The organism is Alkalicoccus luteus (assembly GCF_052061695.1).
GTDB lineage: Bacteria > Bacillota > Bacilli > Bacillales > Salisediminibacteriaceae > Alkalicoccus > Alkalicoccus luteus.
Genome location: NZ_JBPZEY010000003.1, coordinates 196,477 through 215,836, shown reverse-complemented (window position 1 = coordinate 215,836; position 19,360 = coordinate 196,477). Strand labels below are relative to the sequence as shown.

Genomic DNA, 19,360 nt, shown 5'->3' with positions numbered 1-19,360 from the left:
AAAGAAGATTGAAGTTAAAAGACGGATAGGAACTTGCATCTGGAATCACTTGCCTGCGTCCTATTCAAAGTAATGAAGCAGGAATAGATTCATGAATAGAATGTACGCTGACCATCAAGCTTAACGAGGAGGCTTATTATCGCAAATCTACTACTTCTGGCAGCAGGGCTGTTCGTGCTAAGTATGTTATATTTCCCGTTCCGCTGGCGTAAGAAGCTTGATCTGCAAAAACAAGAGATCAATCGCACGTGGGGCAGATCTCATTTTATCATCCAGCTTGTGTTGATTGCAGCGGGGATCGCGCTTCTCTTGTATGGAGCCATCTTTTTCCGAGATCAACCGCCTGTATACCTTTCACCAATCGTCATTCTGCCGGCTTTTTACACACTTCTGGCTCTCGGACAGGCGTTCTTTGATTCCAAATTTGCCGAGAAGCCGGATGTGGTCGCGTATTCAAAACGAATGGCAGCACTTACGGTGATGCTCGTGACAGGCTGGTTCCTGTTATTGGCTTTAATCGGGTGACGTTAAAGGAGGCTGATTCATGATCTGGATCATTTTTTCTATTGCAACAGCGCTGTTGTTCATGTCACTGTGGGGACTTCGCAAATGGGTAGGGCTTGAGCGGCACGAGGTTAACCAGGACTGGGGAAGGGGCTTTAAAGCTCTGCGCTTTGGCATCATAGCCGTAGGCATTGCGGCAATCCTGATCCGGGCTGGTTTAGGGGAGGTGCAGCTGATTGCAGGGACAGCTGCCGAGATTTCACTGATAGCCGTCACCATGATCATGCTGCAGCAGCTCGTTCAGCTGGTCTATGACGTACGTTTTGCAGAAGACAAAAGTGTGAAGCACTATTCGGCAGGAGTCAGTATGCTGCTTTTTCTGTATATACTAGGGATGGTAAGTATGATAGTTCTGTTTACTACATAACTGATAAAGGATGTGTCGATCATGAAAGAAGCGTTAGTAGAGGCATTTTGGGAGCGGGCTAGACAAGCAAAGGGAATTAAGGCGGACAATTATTACGAAGCCTTTTCGTTCGGAGGCAACTCGGCGGATGAATTGGCCAGACTCGTACTGGATCAGGAAAAAACTGCTACCTGTTCGGCGCTGCCGTTATACGAAATCGAGCAGCAGCCGCTACCAGAGCCAGGCGCTTACAGCATCGTTCTCGCTGAAAACGGCTCTCCGCTCGCTGTGATAGAAACGACGAGAGTGTCAATTATGAAAATGGAGGACGTGCCGGAGGATTTTGCACTGGCAGAAGGAGAAGGCGGGTACGAAAAATGGTGGGCTGATCACGAAGCCTTTTTCAAAGAGGAGCTTGGTAAGTACGGTCTGCGCTTTGATCCATCGTTAAAGCTCGTCTGTGAGCGGTTTCTGCTTGTTTACACAGAAGGACCGGCGCTGTAATGGACTGGCTTGGAAGCATTGCTGCCACGATGCTGTTTTTTCTAACAGGTACGACGCTCGTTGCGTTTATCACCGTGCAGATTCTGAAGCGAAAGAAGTAGCGCAGCGGCATAGAACAGGAGAAAGATGGGTATAGAATAGGGAAGCAACCCTATTCTGAAAAGAAGGTGATGAGATGCGGATCATGCAGCCAGTTAAACATCAGCTGATTGATATTATTCTGTTTTTTATCGCTGCCGTGCTCGTATTTGGCATTCTTTTTGATATGGCCGGTTTTGGAATCGGCACAGTCGGTCTGATTATCGTTTCCATTATCACCGCTGTCGTCATCGTGTATGGCAAGGCAGCATTAGGAAAAGAGGCATAACGTGAAGCAGCTTCGGTTTCGAACCGGAGCTGCTTTTTATTGTCTCATTTTGGAGCAGGATCTTCTTCGTTTCCGATTCTCTTTTCAACATGATCAAGTCGCCTTGATATTGCTTCCAGCTGCTCCGCGCGTTTTTGCTCCAGCTCCAGCCGCTTTTTTGTCTGCTTGTTCATGTTGTTGATGAACACAAGCAGAACGATGAGCATCGCTAGCGGAAGAATAAGAATGAACAGGGCTGAAAACTGATAAATCAGATCCATATCATCACCTCCTCAACGCCTCCAGTATAGCAGACATAGGGAAGAGGCTGAGGAAGCCCCAGCCTCTTACAAGTATTTACTGTTCTTTTTCCACCTGCTTGCGGACTTCTTCCTCTGTAAACTGTACGCTTGGGCCGATAATCACGTGGATGCTGTGCTTGCCGACGATATTCGTACCGGGAACCCCGGTGCGACGGATTGCACCTTCATCAACAGCGTCCATGTCGTGAACCTCCAGTCGCAGCCTGGTGGCGCAGCTGTCGATCGAAGCAATATTTGCAGCTCCGCCAAGACCGGCAATGATACGGGCGCTTTGAGCGGAAAGCTCGCTGTCTGCGTCTTCCTCTCCGGCGCTCGTCTCCTCCGTTCCGGTTTCCTCCTGGCGACCGGGTGTCTTCAAATCAAACTTAATAATTAAAAAGCGGAACAAAAAGTAGTAAATGGCTGCAAAAACGAGACCCTGAACGATCAGCATATACGGCTGCTGCGCAAGAGGCATAACGAAGCCGAGCACAAAGTCGACTAAGCCTGCGCTGAAACCGAAGCCTGCCATCCACTCAAACGATGCTGCAATAAAAAGGGACAGTCCGGTTAACGCAGCATGCACGACGAACAGAAGCGGAGCAAGAAACATAAACGAAAATTCAAGCGGCTCTGTGACACCGGTAAAGAAGGAGGCAATTCCAGCTGCAAGGAGCAGGGCGGCGGCCTGTTTCCGCTGCGTTGTTTTCGCAGTGTGGTACATGGCGAGCGCAGCAGCTGGCAGTCCGAACATCATAATCGGGAAAAAACCGGCCATGTAGCGTCCTGTCACGCCTGGTTCTCCTTCACTGGACCAGTAATTTCCGATGTCGTTTATGCCCGCGAGATCAAACCAGAATACCTGATTCAAGGCATGATGCAGTCCGGTTGGGATAAGCAGACGGTTGAAAAACCCGTAAAGACCGGCGCCGGCAGGACCGAGTCCGCTGATCGCCGTTCCGAACGTGACGAGCCCGTTGTAAACAACCGGCCACAGAAAGAAGAAAATACCTGCGAGCCCGACGGATGCAGCAGCTGTTAAAATCGGGACGAGCCGTTTGCCGCTGAAAAAGGCAAGTGCATCAGGCAGCTTCACGTGGCTGAAGCGGTTGTAAAGCGCTGCAGCGACAAGACCGACAATGATGCCGATAAAGACGTTGTCAATACCGGAATAGGCAAGCGGAGCATCATCTTCGGCTACTCCCATCATGCCAGCCACGTTTTCACTGCTTAAAAGCTGTGTAATAACGAGAAAACCAACGAGCCCGCTAAGTGCTGCTGCGCCATCTTTCTCTCGGGACATACCGATCGCAACACCGACAGCAAACAAGATCGCAATGTTGTCGAGAATCGATGTGCCGGCGTTAATAATAAACTGGCCGATCACGCTGTCTTCGTTTACGGCCGTGATCCAGTTACCGATTCCGGCGAGAATCGCAGCCGCTGGCAGTACGGCAACAGGCAGCATGAGTGAACGCCCGATTGCTTGAATATACTTCATAAAGATGGTTCCTCCTCCAATAAATAATGAAGCGATTTCATACAAACAGAATAGCATTTATTCATATAGATGTCTAGACCACTAGATAAATTAAATCTTCTAAATTTTTGTTGTTTTTGCAGGATATCCTGCATTATACTGTGAAGAAGCAGGAAAAACTTCGTTATGGATTAGGAGGTGGACGAGCTGTCCTTAAAGGATTTGCTGCATGAACGGTATAACAGCTTTTCACGCGGTCAAAAGAAGGTGGCTGGTTTTTTTCTGACGCACGCGTCTGAAGCAGCAATGCTCACGGCCGGGCAAATCGGTGAACGAACAGACGTTAGTGAAACAACCGTCATTCGCTTCTCGCATGCGCTCGGATACCGAGGCTTCAGTGAGCTTCAGGAAGCGTGGCGCACAGAATGGCTTGGCGTGCAGGAACATGGACCGGTGTATGCGGCAGAAAGTATACCGGCCAAGGAAATCCGCATGCTGGAAGGTATCGATACAGAAGCGCTGGAACCGCTTCTCACAAAGTGGAGCCGCAGTCTGCTTCAAGCTGAGCGAGTTGTGATTGCGGGCTTCGATGGTACATATGCAGCGGCTTACTGGCTTGCTTTCTCGCTTCGCGGGTTTCGTAAGCGCATACATCTCATCGGACCGGAAACGATGCAGCCGGAGGAGATTCTTGATATGGATAAGAGCACGTGCGTCGTGCTGCTATCCTTCCCGCGCTATCACTATCAGTCAAAAGCAGTCGCAGAAGCCGCCAGCGGTAGGGCAGGGGAGCTGCTCGTTATGACGGATCATGCATCGAGTCCGCCAGCCGCCTCAGCTGACAGCGTCTGGACAGCATCCGTTGCTGACGGCGGTGATTACCGCTCTGCCGCCTACACCATTACGCTTTTGGAAATGCTGCTGGAAAAAGTCGAGCACCATGCAGACGAACTCGGTCAAGCTGCACCGCGCCGAAAAGAATTAGAAAAACTGTACGCTGCAAGCAGACGTTATTTAGAATAGAGGAGGCCTTACAATGAGTTCACTGCCGAATATCAACCAGGAATTTTCACCAAAACCGAAGCCGACACGAAAAGACATCTTATCCTTTATCCTGCCGTCTATACTGGGTATCCTCCTGTTTATTGTGCCGATCCCGCAGGATGACAGCATAACGATCCCGATCGCGTTTATGGCAGGGTTCATTAACGGAGCGCTCGGCGATGCAATCCCATTTATCATCATTGCTGTTATGGCCGTTTCTGTAATCTTGACGATCGGCGCTCAGCTTCTGAAGCCAGCGTTTGTGCTGGAACGAGACAGCCTGCGTTCGCTGCTGCTCGTTAAACCAGTATGGACCGTCATCCGCGCAGCAGGGCTGCTGTTTGCGGTGATGGTCGTATTCGGATTCGGAGCGGAAGCAGTTTACTCAGAAGATACCGGCGGACTGCTCATGTACGACCTGCTGCCGATTTTACTGACAACGTTTTTACTTGCCGGCTTTTTACTGCCACTGCTATTAAACTTCGGGATGCTCGAATTTATCGGCGTGCTGCTCATGAAGGTCATGCAGCCGCTTTTTCGGGTGCCGGGTCGAAGCTCGCTCGACTGCCTGACGTCATGGGTTGGCGACGGAACAATCGGCGTGCTCCTGACAACGAAACAGTATGAGAGCGGCTACTATACAAAGCGGGAAGCTGCTGTAGTAGCGACAACGTTTTCGGTTGTCTCCATCACATTTACGATCGTCATCATCGATTACATGGAACTGATGCACATGTTCCCGCAGTATTACTTGACGATCACGATCGCGGGTCTGTTTGCTGCTGTCATTATGCCGCGTATCCCGCCGCTCTCGCGTAAAGCGGACACAGCATATGAAGGCCAGGAAATCAAAGGGGACGTCGAAGTTCCCGCTGGTACATCCCTAGTGAAAGCCGGGTTCAGCGAAGCAGTGGCGAAGGCGCGCTCCAGCCGCAGTCCAAAGCTGTTTGTCCGGACCGGACTGCAGAACGTGCTCGACATGTGGATCGGTGTGCTGCCTGTTGTGATGGCAATTGGAACAGTCGCGCTCATCACGGCTGAATTCACGCCTTTCTTTTCAATTCTCGGACGTCCGTTTGAACCATTGCTTGCGTTGATGCAGGTACCGGAAGCAGAAGCTGCTGCTCAAACAATGGTCGTAGGGTTTGCGGATATGTTCCTGCCGGCGATTATCGGAAGCGGCATTGAAAGTGACATGACCCGCTTTATCATCGCCTGTGTGTCCGTTACCCAGCTCGTATATCTGTCAGAGATGGGTGGACTGCTGCTCGGCTCCAAGCTGCCGGTTAAATTCCGTGATCTCGTGTTCATCTTTATTCTGCGCACGTTGATCACGCTTCCGATCGTCGTGCTGATGGCCCATCTGATTTTTTAGGAGGAATGTTTCATGGATACGATCCTGCAAACGTATGAGGAGCTGCACAGGCTTGCAGAGCCCTCCTGGCAGGAGGAAAAAACGTCACGCTACTTGCAGCAGCGTCTAAAGGAAGCCGGTTTTTCACTGACAACGTTTGAAGGACACCACGGATTTTTTGCGGAAATAAAAGGGGAGACAGAGGACGTGCTGATGCTGCGGGCCGATATGGATGCCCTTCCATATGAAATTGAGGACGGTACGGTTTACCGGCACACGTGCGGGCACGATGCGCACAGCTCCATCGTGCTCCATACAGCACTGAACCTGAAAGATACGCTTCCAAGGCATACGCTCCGCTTTCTGTTTCAGCCGGCTGAAGAAACGGCAGCAGGCGCACTGCAGATGATTCGGGATGGTGTGTTGGACCGAGTTGTTTTCCTGGCAGGGCTGCACGTCAGACCGTTGTCCGAGCTGGCAGCAGAAGAAGCGTCTGCCGGCATCCAGCACGGAGCGACAATCGCTGTTAAAGGTCGTGTCACCGGTGAAGCGGCCCATGCTGCTAGAGCCTCAACCGGGATCAATGCGCTTTACGCCGCCGGACGACTCATGCGTAAACTGGAAACTTTTTCAATAGACGGTCAATCGGCAGTGATGACAAAGCTGAAAGCCGGAACGAGCGTTAATACGGTGCCGGATGAAGCGGTGTTTGAGCTTGATTTACGTGCACCCGACAATGAAGCAATGGAGCTTATATGGGAGAAGATGCAGCATGCAGCGGACGACGTAGAAGCAGAAACAGGCTCCCGCTTCACTCTTGAGGCAGCGGAGCATGCACCGGCGGCTGTAATTGATCCACGAGCAGCAAACTGCGCCAGGCGGGCGATTGCCGGTGTTTGTCACGTGGCTGACGTGCTGAAAACGCCAGGGGCAGAAGATTTTCATCATTATACGAATGTGAAAGAAGCACCGGCTGCCGTTATGGTCGGACTTGGCTCAGGATTAACGCCGGGGCTGCACCATCCGGATATGACATTTGATCTCAGAGCACTGCCAAAAGGCGTGGAAATCATGACGGCGCTGCTCGCGGAAGCGGATCTGGTCGACTGGAGGGACGAAGCGTGAAGCACGTAACAATCAGAGAACTAACGACAACAGCCGAACTAGAAGAGGTGTTTGAGCTGGAAGCATTCATCTGGAACCGGGATGACGCCGTGCCGCCTAACCAGACGATCACATCCGTTAAAAACGGCGGTTTCGTGCTCGGCATGTTTGATGAACGCCGGCTGATCGGATTTCAGTACAGCTTTCCGGGCTTTAACGGCACAGAGGTGTATCTATGCTCGCATACGCTCGTTGTTCATCCCGATTATCAAAAACAGGGTCTCGGTGAACAGTTAAAGCAGGCGCAGCGAACGCTTGCTGAAGCGAAAGGGTATCAAACGATCCAGTGGACGTACGATCCACTGGAGTCCGTCAACGCGAAACTGAACCTGCATAAACTCGACGCGACAAGCAGTGAGTATATCGTGAACGCATACGGAGAGCTGCACGACGCAATTAACACCGGAATGCCGACAGACCGGCTTGTCGTTTCCTGGTCATCCAGACCGGTAAAAAAGCAGCCAGTTTCGATCGAGGATGCAAAGACAGTGTATCCGATTGAAGAACGAAACGGCGTGCCTGTTCCGGGTACGGTCCGGTATACGGAGGCTGACGTCCTGCTCGTACCTGTCCCGTCATCTATTCAACAAATCAAACAGCTCAGTCATGAGGCAGCGTTAACGTGGCGGCTTGTTCAGCGTTCCGTGCTGCCGCCGTTATTTGCTAATGGATATTCTATTGTGGACTATCTGCCTTATGGGAGCCACTATGCGTACGTTTTAACAAAGGAGCGTCCAGATGCAGATTAAAGAAGTGATCATCAGAGAATTAGTCATGAAGCTGAAGCATCCATTTACAACCAGCGTCGGAACAGAAACCGAGAAAGCTTTTCTGCTTGCAGAAGTTCGCACGGAGAAAGGTGTTTCCGGCTGGGGCGAAGGTGTATCCATTGCGGAACCAATTTATAACGAAGAAACAATTTCGACAAACTGGGCCGTATTACGCGAACAGCTTTTGCCGACGCTGTTTCAGACGACCATTCGTCATCCTGATGATGCCGCTCGGGCCTTCCAGTATGTTCGCAGAAACTATAATGCGAAAGCGCTGTTGGACGGTGCGATCTGGGATGCCTATGCCAAAGAAGCCGAAAAGCCGCTTTATGAGGTGCTTGGCGGAGAAAAACGTCCGGTTGATGTCGGCATCAGCATTGGCATCAAGCCCTCGATGGGGGATGTGCTTGATACAATTACAAAAGCAGTCGAGGAAGGCTATAAGCGGATAAAAGTGAAGGTCAAGCCAGGCTGGGACATTGACCTGCTGAAGCTGATCAGGGAGCAGTTTCCTGATATTTCGCTCATGGCCGATGCAAACTGCGCCTATACGCTAGCTGACATCGATCATTTGCGACGCTTCGACGATTTTCAGCTGATGATGATCGAGCAGCCTCTCGCAGAGGATGACATCATTGATCATGCCCGGCTGCAGCGGGAATTACATACGCCAATCTGTCTTGATGAAAGCCTCCACAGCGACGAGGATGTGCGAAAAGCGCTGGAACTCGACAGCTGCCGCATCGTTAATATGAAGATCGGACGTGTAGGGGGATTGTCCGAAGCGCGCCGAATTCATACCAGGTGCAAGCAGGCAGACGTACCGCTTTGGTGCGGCGGCATGCTGGAGGCTGGCATCGGTCGTGCGCACAATGTAGCATTGACTACGCTTCCCGGATTTACACTGCCAGGGGACACGGCCCCGTCGTCTCACTATTGGGAACAGGATATTATTCAGCCCGAGGTCAAGATGTCCGCGGGTCAGATTATGCTTCCAGAGGAGCCGGGCATTGGCTTCGAGCCGGATATGGACCGCATTCATGCGCTGACTGTTCGTTCTCAAACGTTTGTAAGTCGATAGCGGCCGGACCCTGAGACCGACAGCTGCACCAATCCCATGCAGACTTATCAGAAGCTGACTGGAAAAATGAGGATTGGATTTTTCCTCCCATTTTCTGCTAAGCTTATAGCAGAAGAAATGTGGGAGGGGATCGGATGAAGGGATTGCTGGAGCTGGTCCGAGTCATCTGCATCATGCTTGCAGCAGGTGCAGCTGCCTGGTGGATTGTGCTTGAACCGCTCTACAGCGTAAACAGCCAGGTGCAAAATTGGAGCTGGATCGGGGCAATGGCCGTTTTTGTATTTATTTTTGTGCTGTACCGGAACCGTTGGCAGTTTTCCGGCTGGTATACGGGACCCGGGAGAGAAAAGCTTTCACGCCCGATTACAACAGCACTCGTTGCTATTGCAGGAGTCATGATCATCATTCCATTTTTATCGTTGCTCGTCAGTAGTTGAAAGAGCCGCAGGGACACTGATCCCTGCGGCTCTTCATACATAGTACAACCAATCATTATATTAAGATAATAGGTTCATTTTCATGCATTCTGCCGCTCAATTGCGTATAATAAACAACACTATGCGTCCTGATAACCTTTACTTCTTACCTTTTCGGTATGATGTGCGTGCGAGGTCAGCGACTACATGCTTTTCAACGTTCGTGCGCTTATGAACGACCTGCAAAAGTGTTGACGATTGTCCCAGTTTTATGCGTAATTTAGCGGGGTAAAGGAATAGAGACTATTTTTATGTGATTGGAGCTGCATCATGAATCTTTACCCGATTTTACATCATCAGATTATTACACAAACGGGCCCTGAGCCGAATGGTATTACTCATATCTCCTATGATTCCCGAACAATCGGGAATCAGGGCTGTTTCATCTGCATTCGCGGAGAACAGTCGGATGGGCATCGTTTCATTGATATGGCTGTTAACCAGGGAGCTGTTCAGGTCATCGGGGACGATGAAGAAGCGCTGCATGAACACGCGCTTCGGCATCCTCATGTTCAGTTTATTCTCGTTCAAGAACCAAAAAAGGCAATGGCGTTGTATGCAGCCCATTTGGAAGAGGATCCGCACCATGAGCTGTCGCTTATCGGCGTCACTGGCACACAGGGCAAAACGACGATCACCGCCTACGTACGCTCCTTGTTAAATCGTTCTGGAATCAAAACCGGTTCCATCGGCACGGCAGGTGTATGGGATCACGAAAAACCACTTCCGCTGCCGAAAAGCACCCCTACCACACCGGAATCAGCCGATTTATTTGATTATTTGTCGAGGATACGCCAGAAGCAGATTACGTCGGTTGTGATGGAGGCGACCTCAATCGGACTCGACCAGGACAGGCTTCATGGTCTCCATTTTGATGTTGCCGTCCATTCCAACCTGTCGCCGGAGCATCTGGATTATCATGAAACGTTCGAGGCCTATAAACAAGCAAAGCTGAGGCTGTTCGATCATGCGGAAACGGCCGTCGTAAACGTGGACGATGATGGTATGAGCCAGGATATACTGGATGCATTTACTGGCCCCGTCTGGACATACGGGATGAACCGTGAGGCGGATGTGAAGGCAGAAAACCTTCGCTACACGAAGCAGGGAAGCCACCTTGATTTAATTGTGGATGGCGTTTCTCACGATGTCTTTCTGCCGGTATTTGGTCTTCACAACGTATACAATGCGATAGCAGCTATTACAGTGTGTCTTGCTAAGGGGCTCGGGCTTCGACATTTACTTACACGACTCTCCAGCTTGGAAGGGCCGCCCGGCAGACTCCAGCTCATCCCGGAAGTATCAGACCGGCTGATGCTGTTTGACTTTGCCCATACCCCGCAGACGCTCACTAATTTATTTCACACGATTAAACCGCTTCGCTATAACCGTCTGATTGTGATGGTCACTGGCATCGGGATACGTGAAAAATCGCTGCGTGCTCCGATTGCGGAAGCAGTAGAGGGGAGAGCAGATGAGATCGTCGTTACAGCTGATCATCCCGGGAACGAAACAGCGGAAGCGGTAGTGGCCGATGTGATGGCGGGATTCCGATCGACGAAGAATGTCCATCCTGTCGCGTATCGCGGCGAGGCCATTCAAAAAGCGATGAGTCTTTCTTCAGAAGGCGACCTTGTTCTCATTACGGGAATTTGTATGGAGGATTTTCGGATCATTAACGGTGAGAAACAGCCGTATTACGATTATGATTACGTTCGTGACTTTCTCTGTAAGCATCCATGTTTGAAATCCAAAGTTGCTTCAGCAAACTGATCGATCATGAAGGCCTCAGCAATGTGTTGAGGCCTTTCGTATGCAGTAAACGATCGAAAAATGCCGTTCCGGTGAGCGGAACGGCAGATGTTTACTGATTCAGCATGTGAATGGTTGCAAGCAATTCTCCAATAATTTGCCCTTTGAATGGATCCGGCGCGCTGACGCCGTCCGGGTTGATCCACTCGTAGCGGTCCTTTTCGCTGCTGAAGCTGAAGCCGGCATCCTCTAGAAATGCAGCAAGTGCTTCTGGAAAAGCGTCGCTGCCAGTGAACGCACGGTAGTAATCCGTCAGCGAAACATAGAGTTCCACGTCATCCGGACTGGAAGAGATGACGAGCAGATCATCCGGCTCCTGAATAATCCACTGGCCTTTGGAAAAAATACCAACCTGAGCTCCTTTGAGGCCGGAAATGCCGTCGAGGTTAATACCGAATACGTAATTAATCAGCTGGCGGATCTCAGCACCACTTAAGGAATCGTTGTAATGCCGAATCACCCGGTCCATGACGTGGTTTTTCTTCATATTCATAATCGCAGCATCCTGACTGACATCATCTGCCTGCAGGCCGAGCGACTGTCGAACCGCTTCCATCACGAATGGATCATAGCGGTCAAGCGTATTTCCATACCCGAGCCTGGATACGAGTGAAATATCCACATCAAAGACGAGCTGTACAGCTTCTCTGGCATCCTGACCTTTTACCCGATTGTTCGTCTGCCTCATATATCGATCCATCACTTCCACCTGAGACATGGTGCGGATCGACTCATCCTGACTCAGATCGTGTTTCGTTAACCCGAGTGACTCGCGCACAGCACGCATCACTTTTTTATCATACATTGGTTCTGCATCCTTCACTGAAGCGGTATCGAAATCTGCCTGATCTTCTGCAGCCGATGCCGGAACTAACCCGAGAAAACATAGTGCGGTAATAAAAACGATAACCATCATTAGACGTGCCTGCATAAAACCCCTCCTATGAATCGTGATCAACACTTCCTTAGTATACCGTATAAAGGAAATAAAAGGGGGAGAGATAAGAGGAAGCGCCTATAGCTTGAAATCCTGTTCCTTAAGGACCGGACTTTCGAGAATAAGCGCGGTCATCCCTTCGTCGGAGATCGTTTCATGACGCTCACCTGTGGTCCAAAACGCAGCATCGCCTGCTTTTACCGAAGAAAAGCGGGAGTTAGAGCCGCATACTTCAGCCGAGCCGGAGCATATGATCATTAGCTGAGGGACACGTGCTTCATGCATGGCGATCGTACCTTCAGGAGGAAGGTGAACCACTGAAACCGCCGCTTCCCCTTCGAAGCGGGTGACAAGCTGATGGACAAAGTCCGATCCATCATCGCTGATGCGCCGGCCATCTTTAGCTTGAAAGGAGAAGATCTTCATGCTTTTTCTCCATCCGTCCATTTGCCAACAACGAAGTAAATGAGCATGACGACCACGGGTATAAACGGCGCGAACAAAAAGAGATCAAGGGAGAGAAACAAAGCGAGAAACAGGGCGCTGCCGCCGCCTAACGCAAAGAGCGGCCTGCTCTTACGCAGGCCGATTCCAAAATACCAGGCGCCGATGACAGCAGCGAGTGTTAAAAACAAGGTGTACATAGGCAGTCTCCTTTTTGGGTTAAGAACGGGAGCCGAAGGTCAGGCCATACCGTCTCGATTCAAGTTTGCGAAAGCTGGTGATGAGAAAGCAGCCGGCGAGAAGACCAGAGATCATGCCAACTTCAATCGACAGCAGCGTTGTCGTAAATGCTCCGGAAGTCGGCGTTAAAAACGTCGGACCGGCAAAATAAAGTGCCGGGAAAAAGATGATGTACAACAGCGGAAGACCGACAAAGACAAATAAATCCCAATCGAACTTCCAGCTGCCGGATTGACGGAACCGCCAAAGTAAAATCGGAAATCCTAGCACAATGCCAAGCGGTATGTAGTAAAGCGGGAAAAAGAACGTTGGCGTCGGATTACCAGTAACCGCCGCATTTTCGCGGATCGAGTATGTAAAATCAACCGTCAGAATAAACAAGCTGTACAGCACGAAGGCGTAAGCAAGAAAACCGACAGAGCGCGAGATGGACATACACATCGCCTCCTTTTCTGAAAAATCTGTTCATGAGTGGTACCATTGTAACATAGAGAAATCACGCTTGCCGTAAGACTTTTCTTTTAGAAGGAGGAGATACAGTGCTTGCACTCGGTGCCTTTTTCATCGTAGCAATGATAATGGCGGCCGCAGCAAACCTGGCTGCGACAAGAGTAGTAAAAAAGCGTGGGATCGATGAGGACGGGATTGCAGGAAAGCTCACCCTTTCTTTTTTACTTGGGCTCCCGGTCGTGTGGATGGAGTACTTTCCGCTGCCAATTGGCATGCTGATTTTCTTTATCATCAACCCGCAGCAAAACGCCAGCTTGAAACGGAGCTTTGCGCTGTCAGGCATGGTGCTGTCTCTTATCAGCGGCATCTTTGGATTCATTTTTTAGTCGGGACGGTTAGCAAATACGGGAAAACGAGCCTTTAGGGGCTCGTTTTTTATTGGTAAGGACGCAGCGGTCATCGTATGATGGGACCGCTTTTTTTACGCGTCTTTATGTTGCATGGAGTACGTATTACGACGTTTCATTCGTTACATTGACCTGTTGCGTGGCTTCAGTCCCATTTAGTCACGGCAAAGCTTTTAACCTGTGTAAAGGTAGAATGGTCCGGCGCTAAGCAGTATAAGGCCTTCGTTTAGCTATTGATTGTCTGCACCGCTCCACGCTAAAAAAACGGGCACAGGCCCGTTTTACTCATGCGTACTGTAACTGCAAATGCATTTCCAGCTATTCGGAGCGCTTTTTTGCTTTGCGGTCTTTCTCAAAGAAATACAAAAAGCCTGCTGAAGCAGCCATTCCGAGAACGATGATAACGGCCTGCATCCTATCTCCCCTTTCCCTATCCGAGGTGAAACGCGGACCAAAAGGCCATGGCAAGGCCGGCGCACAGCCCGGGGTCCATATATTCCGGACACTCGGCTTCAATCGTATACGTGGGATTCAGTAAAAATCCGCTCCGCTTTGTTTCTCCAATTTTCTCGCCATTGTAGCAGATGTCACCGGAGCCATTCCAGGCAGCAACGATAGAAACAGCGGGAAGATGTCGGCCGTGCAGCTCAACCCGGTATTTCTCTTTAGCGCTGTACACGCTCAAGACTCTTGCAATGGCGCGCTTATCCTTCGAAATGCACCATGAATGACCGCGTCGCACCGAAAACGACTCCTGAAAAAATTCATAGCTCGTATCCGTCGACTTCACGAGAAAATTAACATCGTAGCGTGGGTTAACCGAAGGCCGTGTTTCGTTGCGGTGAAACCAACGGTGAATGCGGGCACGCTGGCCGTTTTCGAGTTCAACGGCGATCGGTTTTGTTGATGAGCCAATGAGCGGCCGGTCCATGACGATCCTCATCTCTTCCAGTCCTTTCTGTGTCTGCAGCTGCATCAAATTCTGGGAGTTGTCAGTTTCTTCTACGGAAAGGAAGAAGAAGTGGTTTCACGATTTTGAAAAAATCATATTCTGGTGATGCTGAACAATAGCGCCGTGACGATAATCACCGTATCACAGAATGTCAGCGCTGCAATCCGGGGGCGGCCGCTTTTGTTGATGTCCATGTACATTTGCACGGCTGCATCGATCATGACGGCAACGACGAGAGCGCCGAGTGCATAAACAAGAAAGGCTTCATTCCATATACCAGCAGCAAAAACGAAAGCCAAAAGGATGTATAAAGCTGCAGACACGTATTTCCATTTTTGATGCACGGAATCGTAAGGAGAGCTGAAAAAGCCGTTATCGGCGTCCTCAATCCGGAAGAGCTTCTTAACGATCTGACGGATCACGATCCAAATGCCGACGATCGCTGCAAGAATAAACAATAAGAACATAGTGATCCGCTCCTGTTTTTCTATTCCTTTCCCAGCAGGGTTTTTCGCTAAACGCGGAGGCTTTCCTTCAACGTGTGTAAATCCACTTCGCTTGCGGAAGTGATTGATTTCCAGCTAAGATAAGACTAATCCTGACTGCAGAAAGGAACATCCGCTTATGCTGAGAAAAACACTTACAGTAGGTTTAGCAGCTGCCACCGCTGCAGCAATTGCGATTAATATGCACCCTGGATTCGGCCAGGCTCCTGGAAAAGCACACCGCGATTCCTTTAAGGACGCTCCGAATCTTCATAACGGCAGGTTCCATAACAAGCGTGCGTCAGCCGTTTCCGTAAACCCTTGCGATCTGTACACGATGACACGAGACCTGTTTCGCGACCGGGATGTGCGAAGCCCGTTTGCACCGCTGGCGGTTCAGACGCCAGAATGGGATAAGGATGAGAGCGTGACGTGGTTCGGTCATTCCTCCTACTACGTGCATATCGATGACATCCGCCTTCTGGTCGATCCGATGTTTGGTCCCGCTGCGGCACCGCTGCCGGGAACCGGAAGCAAGCGGTATACAGGGGACTTGCTGTCGATGATTCCGTCGATGCCGGATATCGATGCCGTCCTGATTACACATGACCACTACGATCATCTGGACTATCCGACGATTCAGGCGCTGCTTCCAAGAGTGAAGCGGTTTATTGTGCCTCTCGGTGTTGCGTCACATCTTATTCGCTGGGGCGTGAGCCAGGAACGGATTCAAGAACTGAACTGGTGGGAAGAAACCTATGTAAAGGACGTGAAGGTCGCCCTCACGCCTTCGCATCACTTTTCAGGCAGAACGATGGCTGCACGGGACCGCACGCTTTGGGGCGGCTGGGTGATCGCCGGCAGTGAGAGCCGACTTTATATCAGCGGAGACGGCGGCTACGGGAGTCATTTCAGAGAGATCGGGGATGTCTATGGCCCATTCGATTTGGCTGTCATGGAAGGAGGCCAGTACGACAGCCGCTGGGAAGGTGTGCATATGACACCGGAAGAAGCGGTTCAGGCGTTTGAAGACGTACGAGGCCGCAGCATGATGCTCTCCCATTGGGCTGGGTTTACGCTTTCCTTCCACAGCTGGGAAGAGCCGGCTGAACGGGCGCTGGCAGAAGCAGAGCGCAAGGATGTCAACCTGCTGACTCCGCATATCGGAGAGACCACGGCCTGGCACGCTCCCGCTCCGCAGACAAACTGGTGGAGACAGCCGGCTTATCAATAAGAACGAGAAAAGGCTTCAGGAGCTTTTATCCTGAAGCCTTTTTGATTCGTTTTTCATGTTAACATTGCGAATGATTCCATACACAATCAGCCCGGATAACAAGAGCGCGAGAAGTGCAAAGACAATGCCGTAGCCGGTTTCCTGAGCTGAAAACTGCTCGACTGCCAAGCGCACCATCGCGATAACACTAATCCCGAGCGACACGAGAATCAATGGGTGAATGCTTGCTTTTTCCATCCTATCAGTCCTTTTCGTAAACGTGTGAATCAGGCGGGTACCGGTCATCTGTTTCAGTTACCCGTCTGTAGCACCTTAAGCAGCCTTCTCGCGAAGGTCATCCGGGCTCATCGTAAGAGACCATCCGTCGGCGACAAAAAAGGCCACTTCAATGTCCCCATAGAGAAAGTGGATCTTCCACCTGCCTTCATTCGAAAAAACGAGGTTTCCTTCTTCATCAATCATGGCAGCCCCGGTCATGGATTCCCATTCCTGAGCGGTGATGCCGGAGCTTTCAAATACAAGGTTTTGGATCACTGCGTTGTCGGGATCTATGTCTGCTTGATCATCTTCTATCCAAATATCAAAGGCGACGTTGGCTGCAACGGATTCGCTGTTGGAATCAGACTCGTCTCGTGAGCTGAACGTAATAGGCTCCGCTTCGACGAGAGACTCTTCCTCGTGTGTTTCAGCAAACCGTTCCGTTCCTTGCAGGGAATCATGTTCCAGCGAGTTACCGATATCCTGAAACAGCTGTTCCACCTGGTCATGATTTAAGGAAGGAGGATCTTCGCGCTCCGGATCACGTTCGACCGTAAGGACCTCGAGACCATGCTCTTCTCCCATTTCAACGACGTCTTCCTCGGTTGGTTCTGAGCACGCAGCCAGGAAAAGGGAGGCCGGTATAAGTAAAATCCGTTTTTTCATGTGACGCTCCTTTCATCCACATTCCATTATTGTGAACGACCTGTCCGATGTGTAACAACGGGCGGTCAGCGGGTAAGAGAGTAGCACCGGCTCGATGATAAAACGTGCGGCCGTAAAGAAACTGTTCCTCCATTGTACATGAAATGGAAAGAGATTTCCTTTATTTTGTTTGACATATGATGGGAAGTTTGGAAAACTTAAAGCAGAGGAGCACAGAAAGGATGGCATCATGGGAAAGAAACTTATCACCGGGATCCTTCTGCTGATGATTGCAATTCTTGCTGTAGCAGCCGTCGTGAATATGCTGCCGGGAAGAGGATCTTCTCCGGAAGAAGCGTTTTACGACTTTTCGGAGGAAGAGGGCTTTCAGTCACCGGATCTTGTGTACCAGGAATGGAAATTTGATGGGACGGCTATTTACGCCTATCGGGAAAACGACATGCCGAATCTTGCGGTCTTCACCGAGGGTCTGCTCGGCTGGAGGATCGAAGGAACGCGGGAAAATATTCCGTCACATACAGTCGCTGTCCCGATGCAGGTAGGAGACAGTGAGCTGCTGTACGGCCGGATTCCATTGGATACAGAGCCGGCGCCAGCGGCAGTCCATATTGGTTCGGACATCGTGCAGCTTAATGATCGTGCGCGGGAGACCGGCGTTTGGATTGCGGAGCGCCCGGAACGTCACGGCTTATTTATGGATCTGCAGGTAGTCGACACGGAAGAAGAGGTACTGATTGAAGAGGAAATACGATTAGATATGTTTTAATGGCTGCTGGATACGATAACTATCGCCCTCGACCTTTTTGCGGAGTAAAGCACTCGTTTTATGTTGGGTTAACACTGGTTCATAGTCCCCTTGCTAAAGCCGGCTTCGCGCAGCGGCTTTTTTAGTTGACCTTACATTCGATGCACATCGAAATGAACATTTGACATACGTGAATATTTGTAGTTTAATATGAATTAAATAATACATTCGATAAAAATCGAACAAGAGAGGTGAAGCCAAATGGAGCTGAAAGTACACGTGTCAGAAGCGGTTGATTTAACAGGCTTTATGTATGTCATTCATAATAGCGGCAGAAAAGAAGATGAAGAGCTGGTTGAAAGGATGCTCAAACATGATCCGGCAGAGCAAAAGCTGGATCAGATTCGGCAGCGGCTTTCAGCAGCGGAGCACGAGCGGCTGGAGGTGTTTATGAATGAAGACAGCGCGATTGTCCCGGCACTGCTGCCAATTTTGCTGGAGGGGGAGCCGGAGCTTTCGGCAAGTGCGTTCAGCGAAAAGCTGCGGAAGCTGGATAACAACGTCATCCGCAGCAGCATGTTCAGCCGTGCCTTCACGGACACCACGTATGATGGAACGGATATCGATCAGGGCAAACGGCTCGTCGAGCAGCTTGCTGTTCCGGCGAAAGAAAAATGGAAGCTGTTTTACTACCTGGACCGGCCTGAAGCCTTAAAAGACGAGCTTGCTGCGCTTATAGATGAAATGTACGCCACCTATTACGAGCCGATTCGGGAGGAAGCACTCGCTGCAGCAGCTGCGTACCGCGCGGAGCTGCTTGAGCAGCCGAACGATCCGGAGCACCCCGTTAGACGGCTCGTAGCTGACTATGTGGATGTAGATAACGTGGACGTCATCCACGTGTATCCATCCTTTTCGCTGAATATCGGCTTTATGCTGGCGGATGTGTCTAAAGAGCGCACGGTGCATTTCAGCATCGGCATTCAGCGGTTTTCTCTGATGGAATCGAAGCTGAACGAAGAGGAGCTGTTCGGTCTGCTGAAGGTATTGACGGATGAGCGGCGGTTTCGATTGCTGCGCTTGTTGAAAAAGCGCCCGCACTACGGCTATGAGCTGGCGGAAGCGCTCGGTGTGTCAAACTCGACAATCTCTCACCATCTGGCCATTTTACTAAGTCATCAGTTCGTCACATCAGACCGGGCAGAAAACAGGGTGTACTACAAAGTGAATACCGCGGAAATTAAGCGTGTCATGGCACAGGTGGAACGTATGTTTGCTCAATAAAGAGGAGGAGAACGG

25 protein-coding genes are annotated in these 19,360 nt (G+C 50.5%); 15 read left to right on the top strand and 10 right to left on the bottom strand.

Going from position 1 to position 19,360, the window contains the following annotated elements; translation table 11 throughout:
* Positions 1-174: 174 nt before the first annotated feature.
* The 4 genes from ACSZLD_RS05305 (at position 175) to ACSZLD_RS05290 (ending at position 1,781) form a co-directional block, all read left to right on the top strand.
* The gene (locus ACSZLD_RS05305) at positions 175-525 is read left to right on the top strand and encodes a hypothetical protein (RefSeq protein ID WP_444684471.1); all 351 of its coding nucleotides are present in this window, start codon (positions 175-177) and stop codon (positions 523-525) included.
* 19 nt (positions 526-544) lie between these two features.
* Positions 545-931, top strand: coding sequence for a hypothetical protein (locus tag ACSZLD_RS05300; RefSeq protein WP_444684470.1), 387 nt, complete (start codon positions 545-547; stop codon positions 929-931).
* A 21-nt stretch (positions 932-952) separates the two neighbouring features.
* Complete coding sequence (locus tag ACSZLD_RS05295) at positions 953-1,414, top strand: ASCH domain-containing protein (RefSeq protein WP_444684469.1); 462 nt, start codon at positions 953-955, stop codon at positions 1,412-1,414.
* 184 nt (positions 1,415-1,598) lie between these two features.
* A complete protein-coding gene (locus tag ACSZLD_RS05290) occupies positions 1,599-1,781 on the top strand; it encodes a DUF2207 domain-containing protein (protein ID WP_168006107.1) in 183 nt (60 codons plus the stop codon).
* 44 nt (positions 1,782-1,825) lie between these two features.
* On the opposite strand, the gene ACSZLD_RS05285 is transcribed toward ACSZLD_RS05290, so the two are convergent.
* Entirely contained in the window at positions 1,826-2,041 is a 216-nt protein-coding gene (locus ACSZLD_RS05285) for a hypothetical protein (protein ID WP_444684468.1), read from the bottom strand.
* A 76-nt stretch (positions 2,042-2,117) separates the two neighbouring features.
* Entirely contained in the window at positions 2,118-3,563 is a 1,446-nt protein-coding gene (gene nagE, locus ACSZLD_RS05280) for an N-acetylglucosamine-specific PTS transporter subunit IIBC (protein ID WP_444684467.1), read from the bottom strand.
* Between the two features lie 177 nt (positions 3,564-3,740).
* Here nagE and ACSZLD_RS05275 point away from each other — a divergent pair, with 177 nt between their 5' ends.
* From ACSZLD_RS05275 to ACSZLD_RS05245, 7 genes are all read left to right on the top strand, one after another.
* A complete protein-coding gene (locus tag ACSZLD_RS05275) occupies positions 3,741-4,565 on the top strand; it encodes a MurR/RpiR family transcriptional regulator (RefSeq protein ID WP_444684466.1) in 825 nt (274 codons plus the stop codon).
* Positions 4,566-4,578: 13 nt separating this feature from the next.
* The gene (locus ACSZLD_RS05270) at positions 4,579-5,961 is read left to right on the top strand and encodes a YjiH family protein (RefSeq protein ID WP_444684465.1); all 1,383 of its coding nucleotides are present in this window, start codon (positions 4,579-4,581) and stop codon (positions 5,959-5,961) included.
* Between the two features lie 12 nt (positions 5,962-5,973).
* Positions 5,974-7,065 (top strand): amidohydrolase, encoded by a 1,092-nt coding sequence (locus tag ACSZLD_RS05265; RefSeq protein WP_444684464.1) that lies wholly within the window; start codon positions 5,974-5,976, stop codon positions 7,063-7,065.
* A complete protein-coding gene (locus ACSZLD_RS05260; protein ID WP_444684463.1) occupies positions 7,062-7,853 on the top strand; it encodes a GNAT family N-acetyltransferase in 792 nt (263 codons plus the stop codon). Before ACSZLD_RS05265 ends, ACSZLD_RS05260 begins: the two co-directional genes overlap by 4 nt.
* On the top strand, positions 7,843-8,955 hold the full coding sequence (menC, locus tag ACSZLD_RS05255) for an o-succinylbenzoate synthase (protein ID WP_444684462.1): 1,113 nt from the start codon (positions 7,843-7,845) through the stop codon (positions 8,953-8,955). The genes ACSZLD_RS05260 and menC overlap by 11 nt, the downstream gene beginning before the upstream one ends.
* Positions 8,956-9,089: 134 nt before the next feature.
* Positions 9,090-9,392: a hypothetical protein gene (locus ACSZLD_RS05250; protein WP_168006121.1), complete on the top strand. Its 303-nt coding sequence runs from the start codon at positions 9,090-9,092 to the stop codon at positions 9,390-9,392.
* A 309-nt stretch (positions 9,393-9,701) separates the two neighbouring features.
* Entirely contained in the window at positions 9,702-11,204 is a 1,503-nt protein-coding gene (locus ACSZLD_RS05245; protein WP_444684461.1) for a UDP-N-acetylmuramoyl-L-alanyl-D-glutamate--2,6-diaminopimelate ligase, read from the top strand.
* Between the two features lie 91 nt (positions 11,205-11,295).
* On the opposite strand, the gene ACSZLD_RS05240 is transcribed toward ACSZLD_RS05245, so the two are convergent.
* The 4 genes from ACSZLD_RS05240 to ACSZLD_RS05225 form a co-directional block, all read right to left on the bottom strand.
* The gene (locus ACSZLD_RS05240) at positions 11,296-12,174 is read right to left on the bottom strand and encodes a hypothetical protein (protein ID WP_444684460.1); all 879 of its coding nucleotides are present in this window, start codon (positions 12,172-12,174) and stop codon (positions 11,296-11,298) included.
* A gap of 84 nt (positions 12,175-12,258) precedes the next feature.
* The gene (locus ACSZLD_RS05235) at positions 12,259-12,606 is read right to left on the bottom strand and encodes a cupin domain-containing protein (RefSeq protein WP_444684459.1); all 348 of its coding nucleotides are present in this window, start codon (positions 12,604-12,606) and stop codon (positions 12,259-12,261) included.
* Positions 12,603-12,824, bottom strand: coding sequence for a hypothetical protein (locus ACSZLD_RS05230; RefSeq protein ID WP_444684458.1), 222 nt, complete (start codon positions 12,822-12,824; stop codon positions 12,603-12,605). Before ACSZLD_RS05230 ends, ACSZLD_RS05235 begins: the two co-directional genes overlap by 4 nt.
* A 19-nt stretch (positions 12,825-12,843) precedes the next feature.
* Positions 12,844-13,299 carry a hypothetical protein gene (locus ACSZLD_RS05225; protein WP_444684457.1) on the bottom strand — a complete coding sequence of 152 codons (456 nt, stop codon included), beginning with the start codon at positions 13,297-13,299 and terminating at the stop codon, positions 12,844-12,846.
* Positions 13,300-13,403: 104 nt separating this feature from the next.
* On the opposite strand from ACSZLD_RS05225, the gene ACSZLD_RS05220 reads away from it, so the two are divergent.
* Positions 13,404-13,700, top strand: a complete 297-nt coding sequence (locus ACSZLD_RS05220) for a hypothetical protein (RefSeq protein WP_444684456.1) — start codon at positions 13,404-13,406, stop codon at positions 13,698-13,700.
* A gap of 451 nt (positions 13,701-14,151) precedes the next feature.
* On the opposite strand, the gene ACSZLD_RS05215 is transcribed toward ACSZLD_RS05220, so the two are convergent.
* Positions 14,152-14,664, bottom strand: a complete 513-nt coding sequence (locus ACSZLD_RS05215; RefSeq protein WP_444684455.1) for a hypothetical protein — start codon at positions 14,662-14,664, stop codon at positions 14,152-14,154.
* A 101-nt stretch (positions 14,665-14,765) separates the two neighbouring features.
* Entirely contained in the window at positions 14,766-15,140 is a 375-nt protein-coding gene (locus ACSZLD_RS05210; RefSeq protein WP_444684454.1) for a hypothetical protein, read from the bottom strand.
* Positions 15,141-15,297: 157 nt separating this feature from the next.
* Here ACSZLD_RS05210 and ACSZLD_RS05205 point away from each other — a divergent pair, with 157 nt between their 5' ends.
* Complete coding sequence (locus ACSZLD_RS05205; RefSeq protein WP_444684453.1) at positions 15,298-16,392, top strand: MBL fold metallo-hydrolase; 1,095 nt, start codon at positions 15,298-15,300, stop codon at positions 16,390-16,392.
* A gap of 15 nt (positions 16,393-16,407) precedes the next feature.
* Here ACSZLD_RS05205 and ACSZLD_RS05200 read toward each other — a convergent pair whose 3' ends face one another.
* Both ACSZLD_RS05200 and ACSZLD_RS05195 read right to left on the bottom strand, forming a co-directional pair.
* Positions 16,408-16,629, bottom strand: coding sequence for a hypothetical protein (locus ACSZLD_RS05200; RefSeq protein WP_444684452.1), 222 nt, complete (start codon positions 16,627-16,629; stop codon positions 16,408-16,410).
* A gap of 75 nt (positions 16,630-16,704) precedes the next feature.
* Positions 16,705-17,316: a hypothetical protein gene (locus tag ACSZLD_RS05195; RefSeq protein ID WP_444684451.1), complete on the bottom strand. Its 612-nt coding sequence runs from the start codon at positions 17,314-17,316 to the stop codon at positions 16,705-16,707.
* A 229-nt stretch (positions 17,317-17,545) separates the two neighbouring features.
* Here ACSZLD_RS05195 and ACSZLD_RS05190 point away from each other — a divergent pair, with 229 nt between their 5' ends.
* A complete protein-coding gene (locus ACSZLD_RS05190; RefSeq protein WP_444684450.1) occupies positions 17,546-18,082 on the top strand; it encodes a hypothetical protein in 537 nt (178 codons plus the stop codon).
* A 240-nt stretch (positions 18,083-18,322) separates the two neighbouring features.
* Positions 18,323-19,345, top strand: coding sequence for an ArsR/SmtB family transcription factor (locus ACSZLD_RS05185; protein ID WP_444684449.1), 1,023 nt, complete (start codon positions 18,323-18,325; stop codon positions 19,343-19,345).
* The last annotated feature ends 15 nt before the right edge of the window (positions 19,346-19,360 follow it).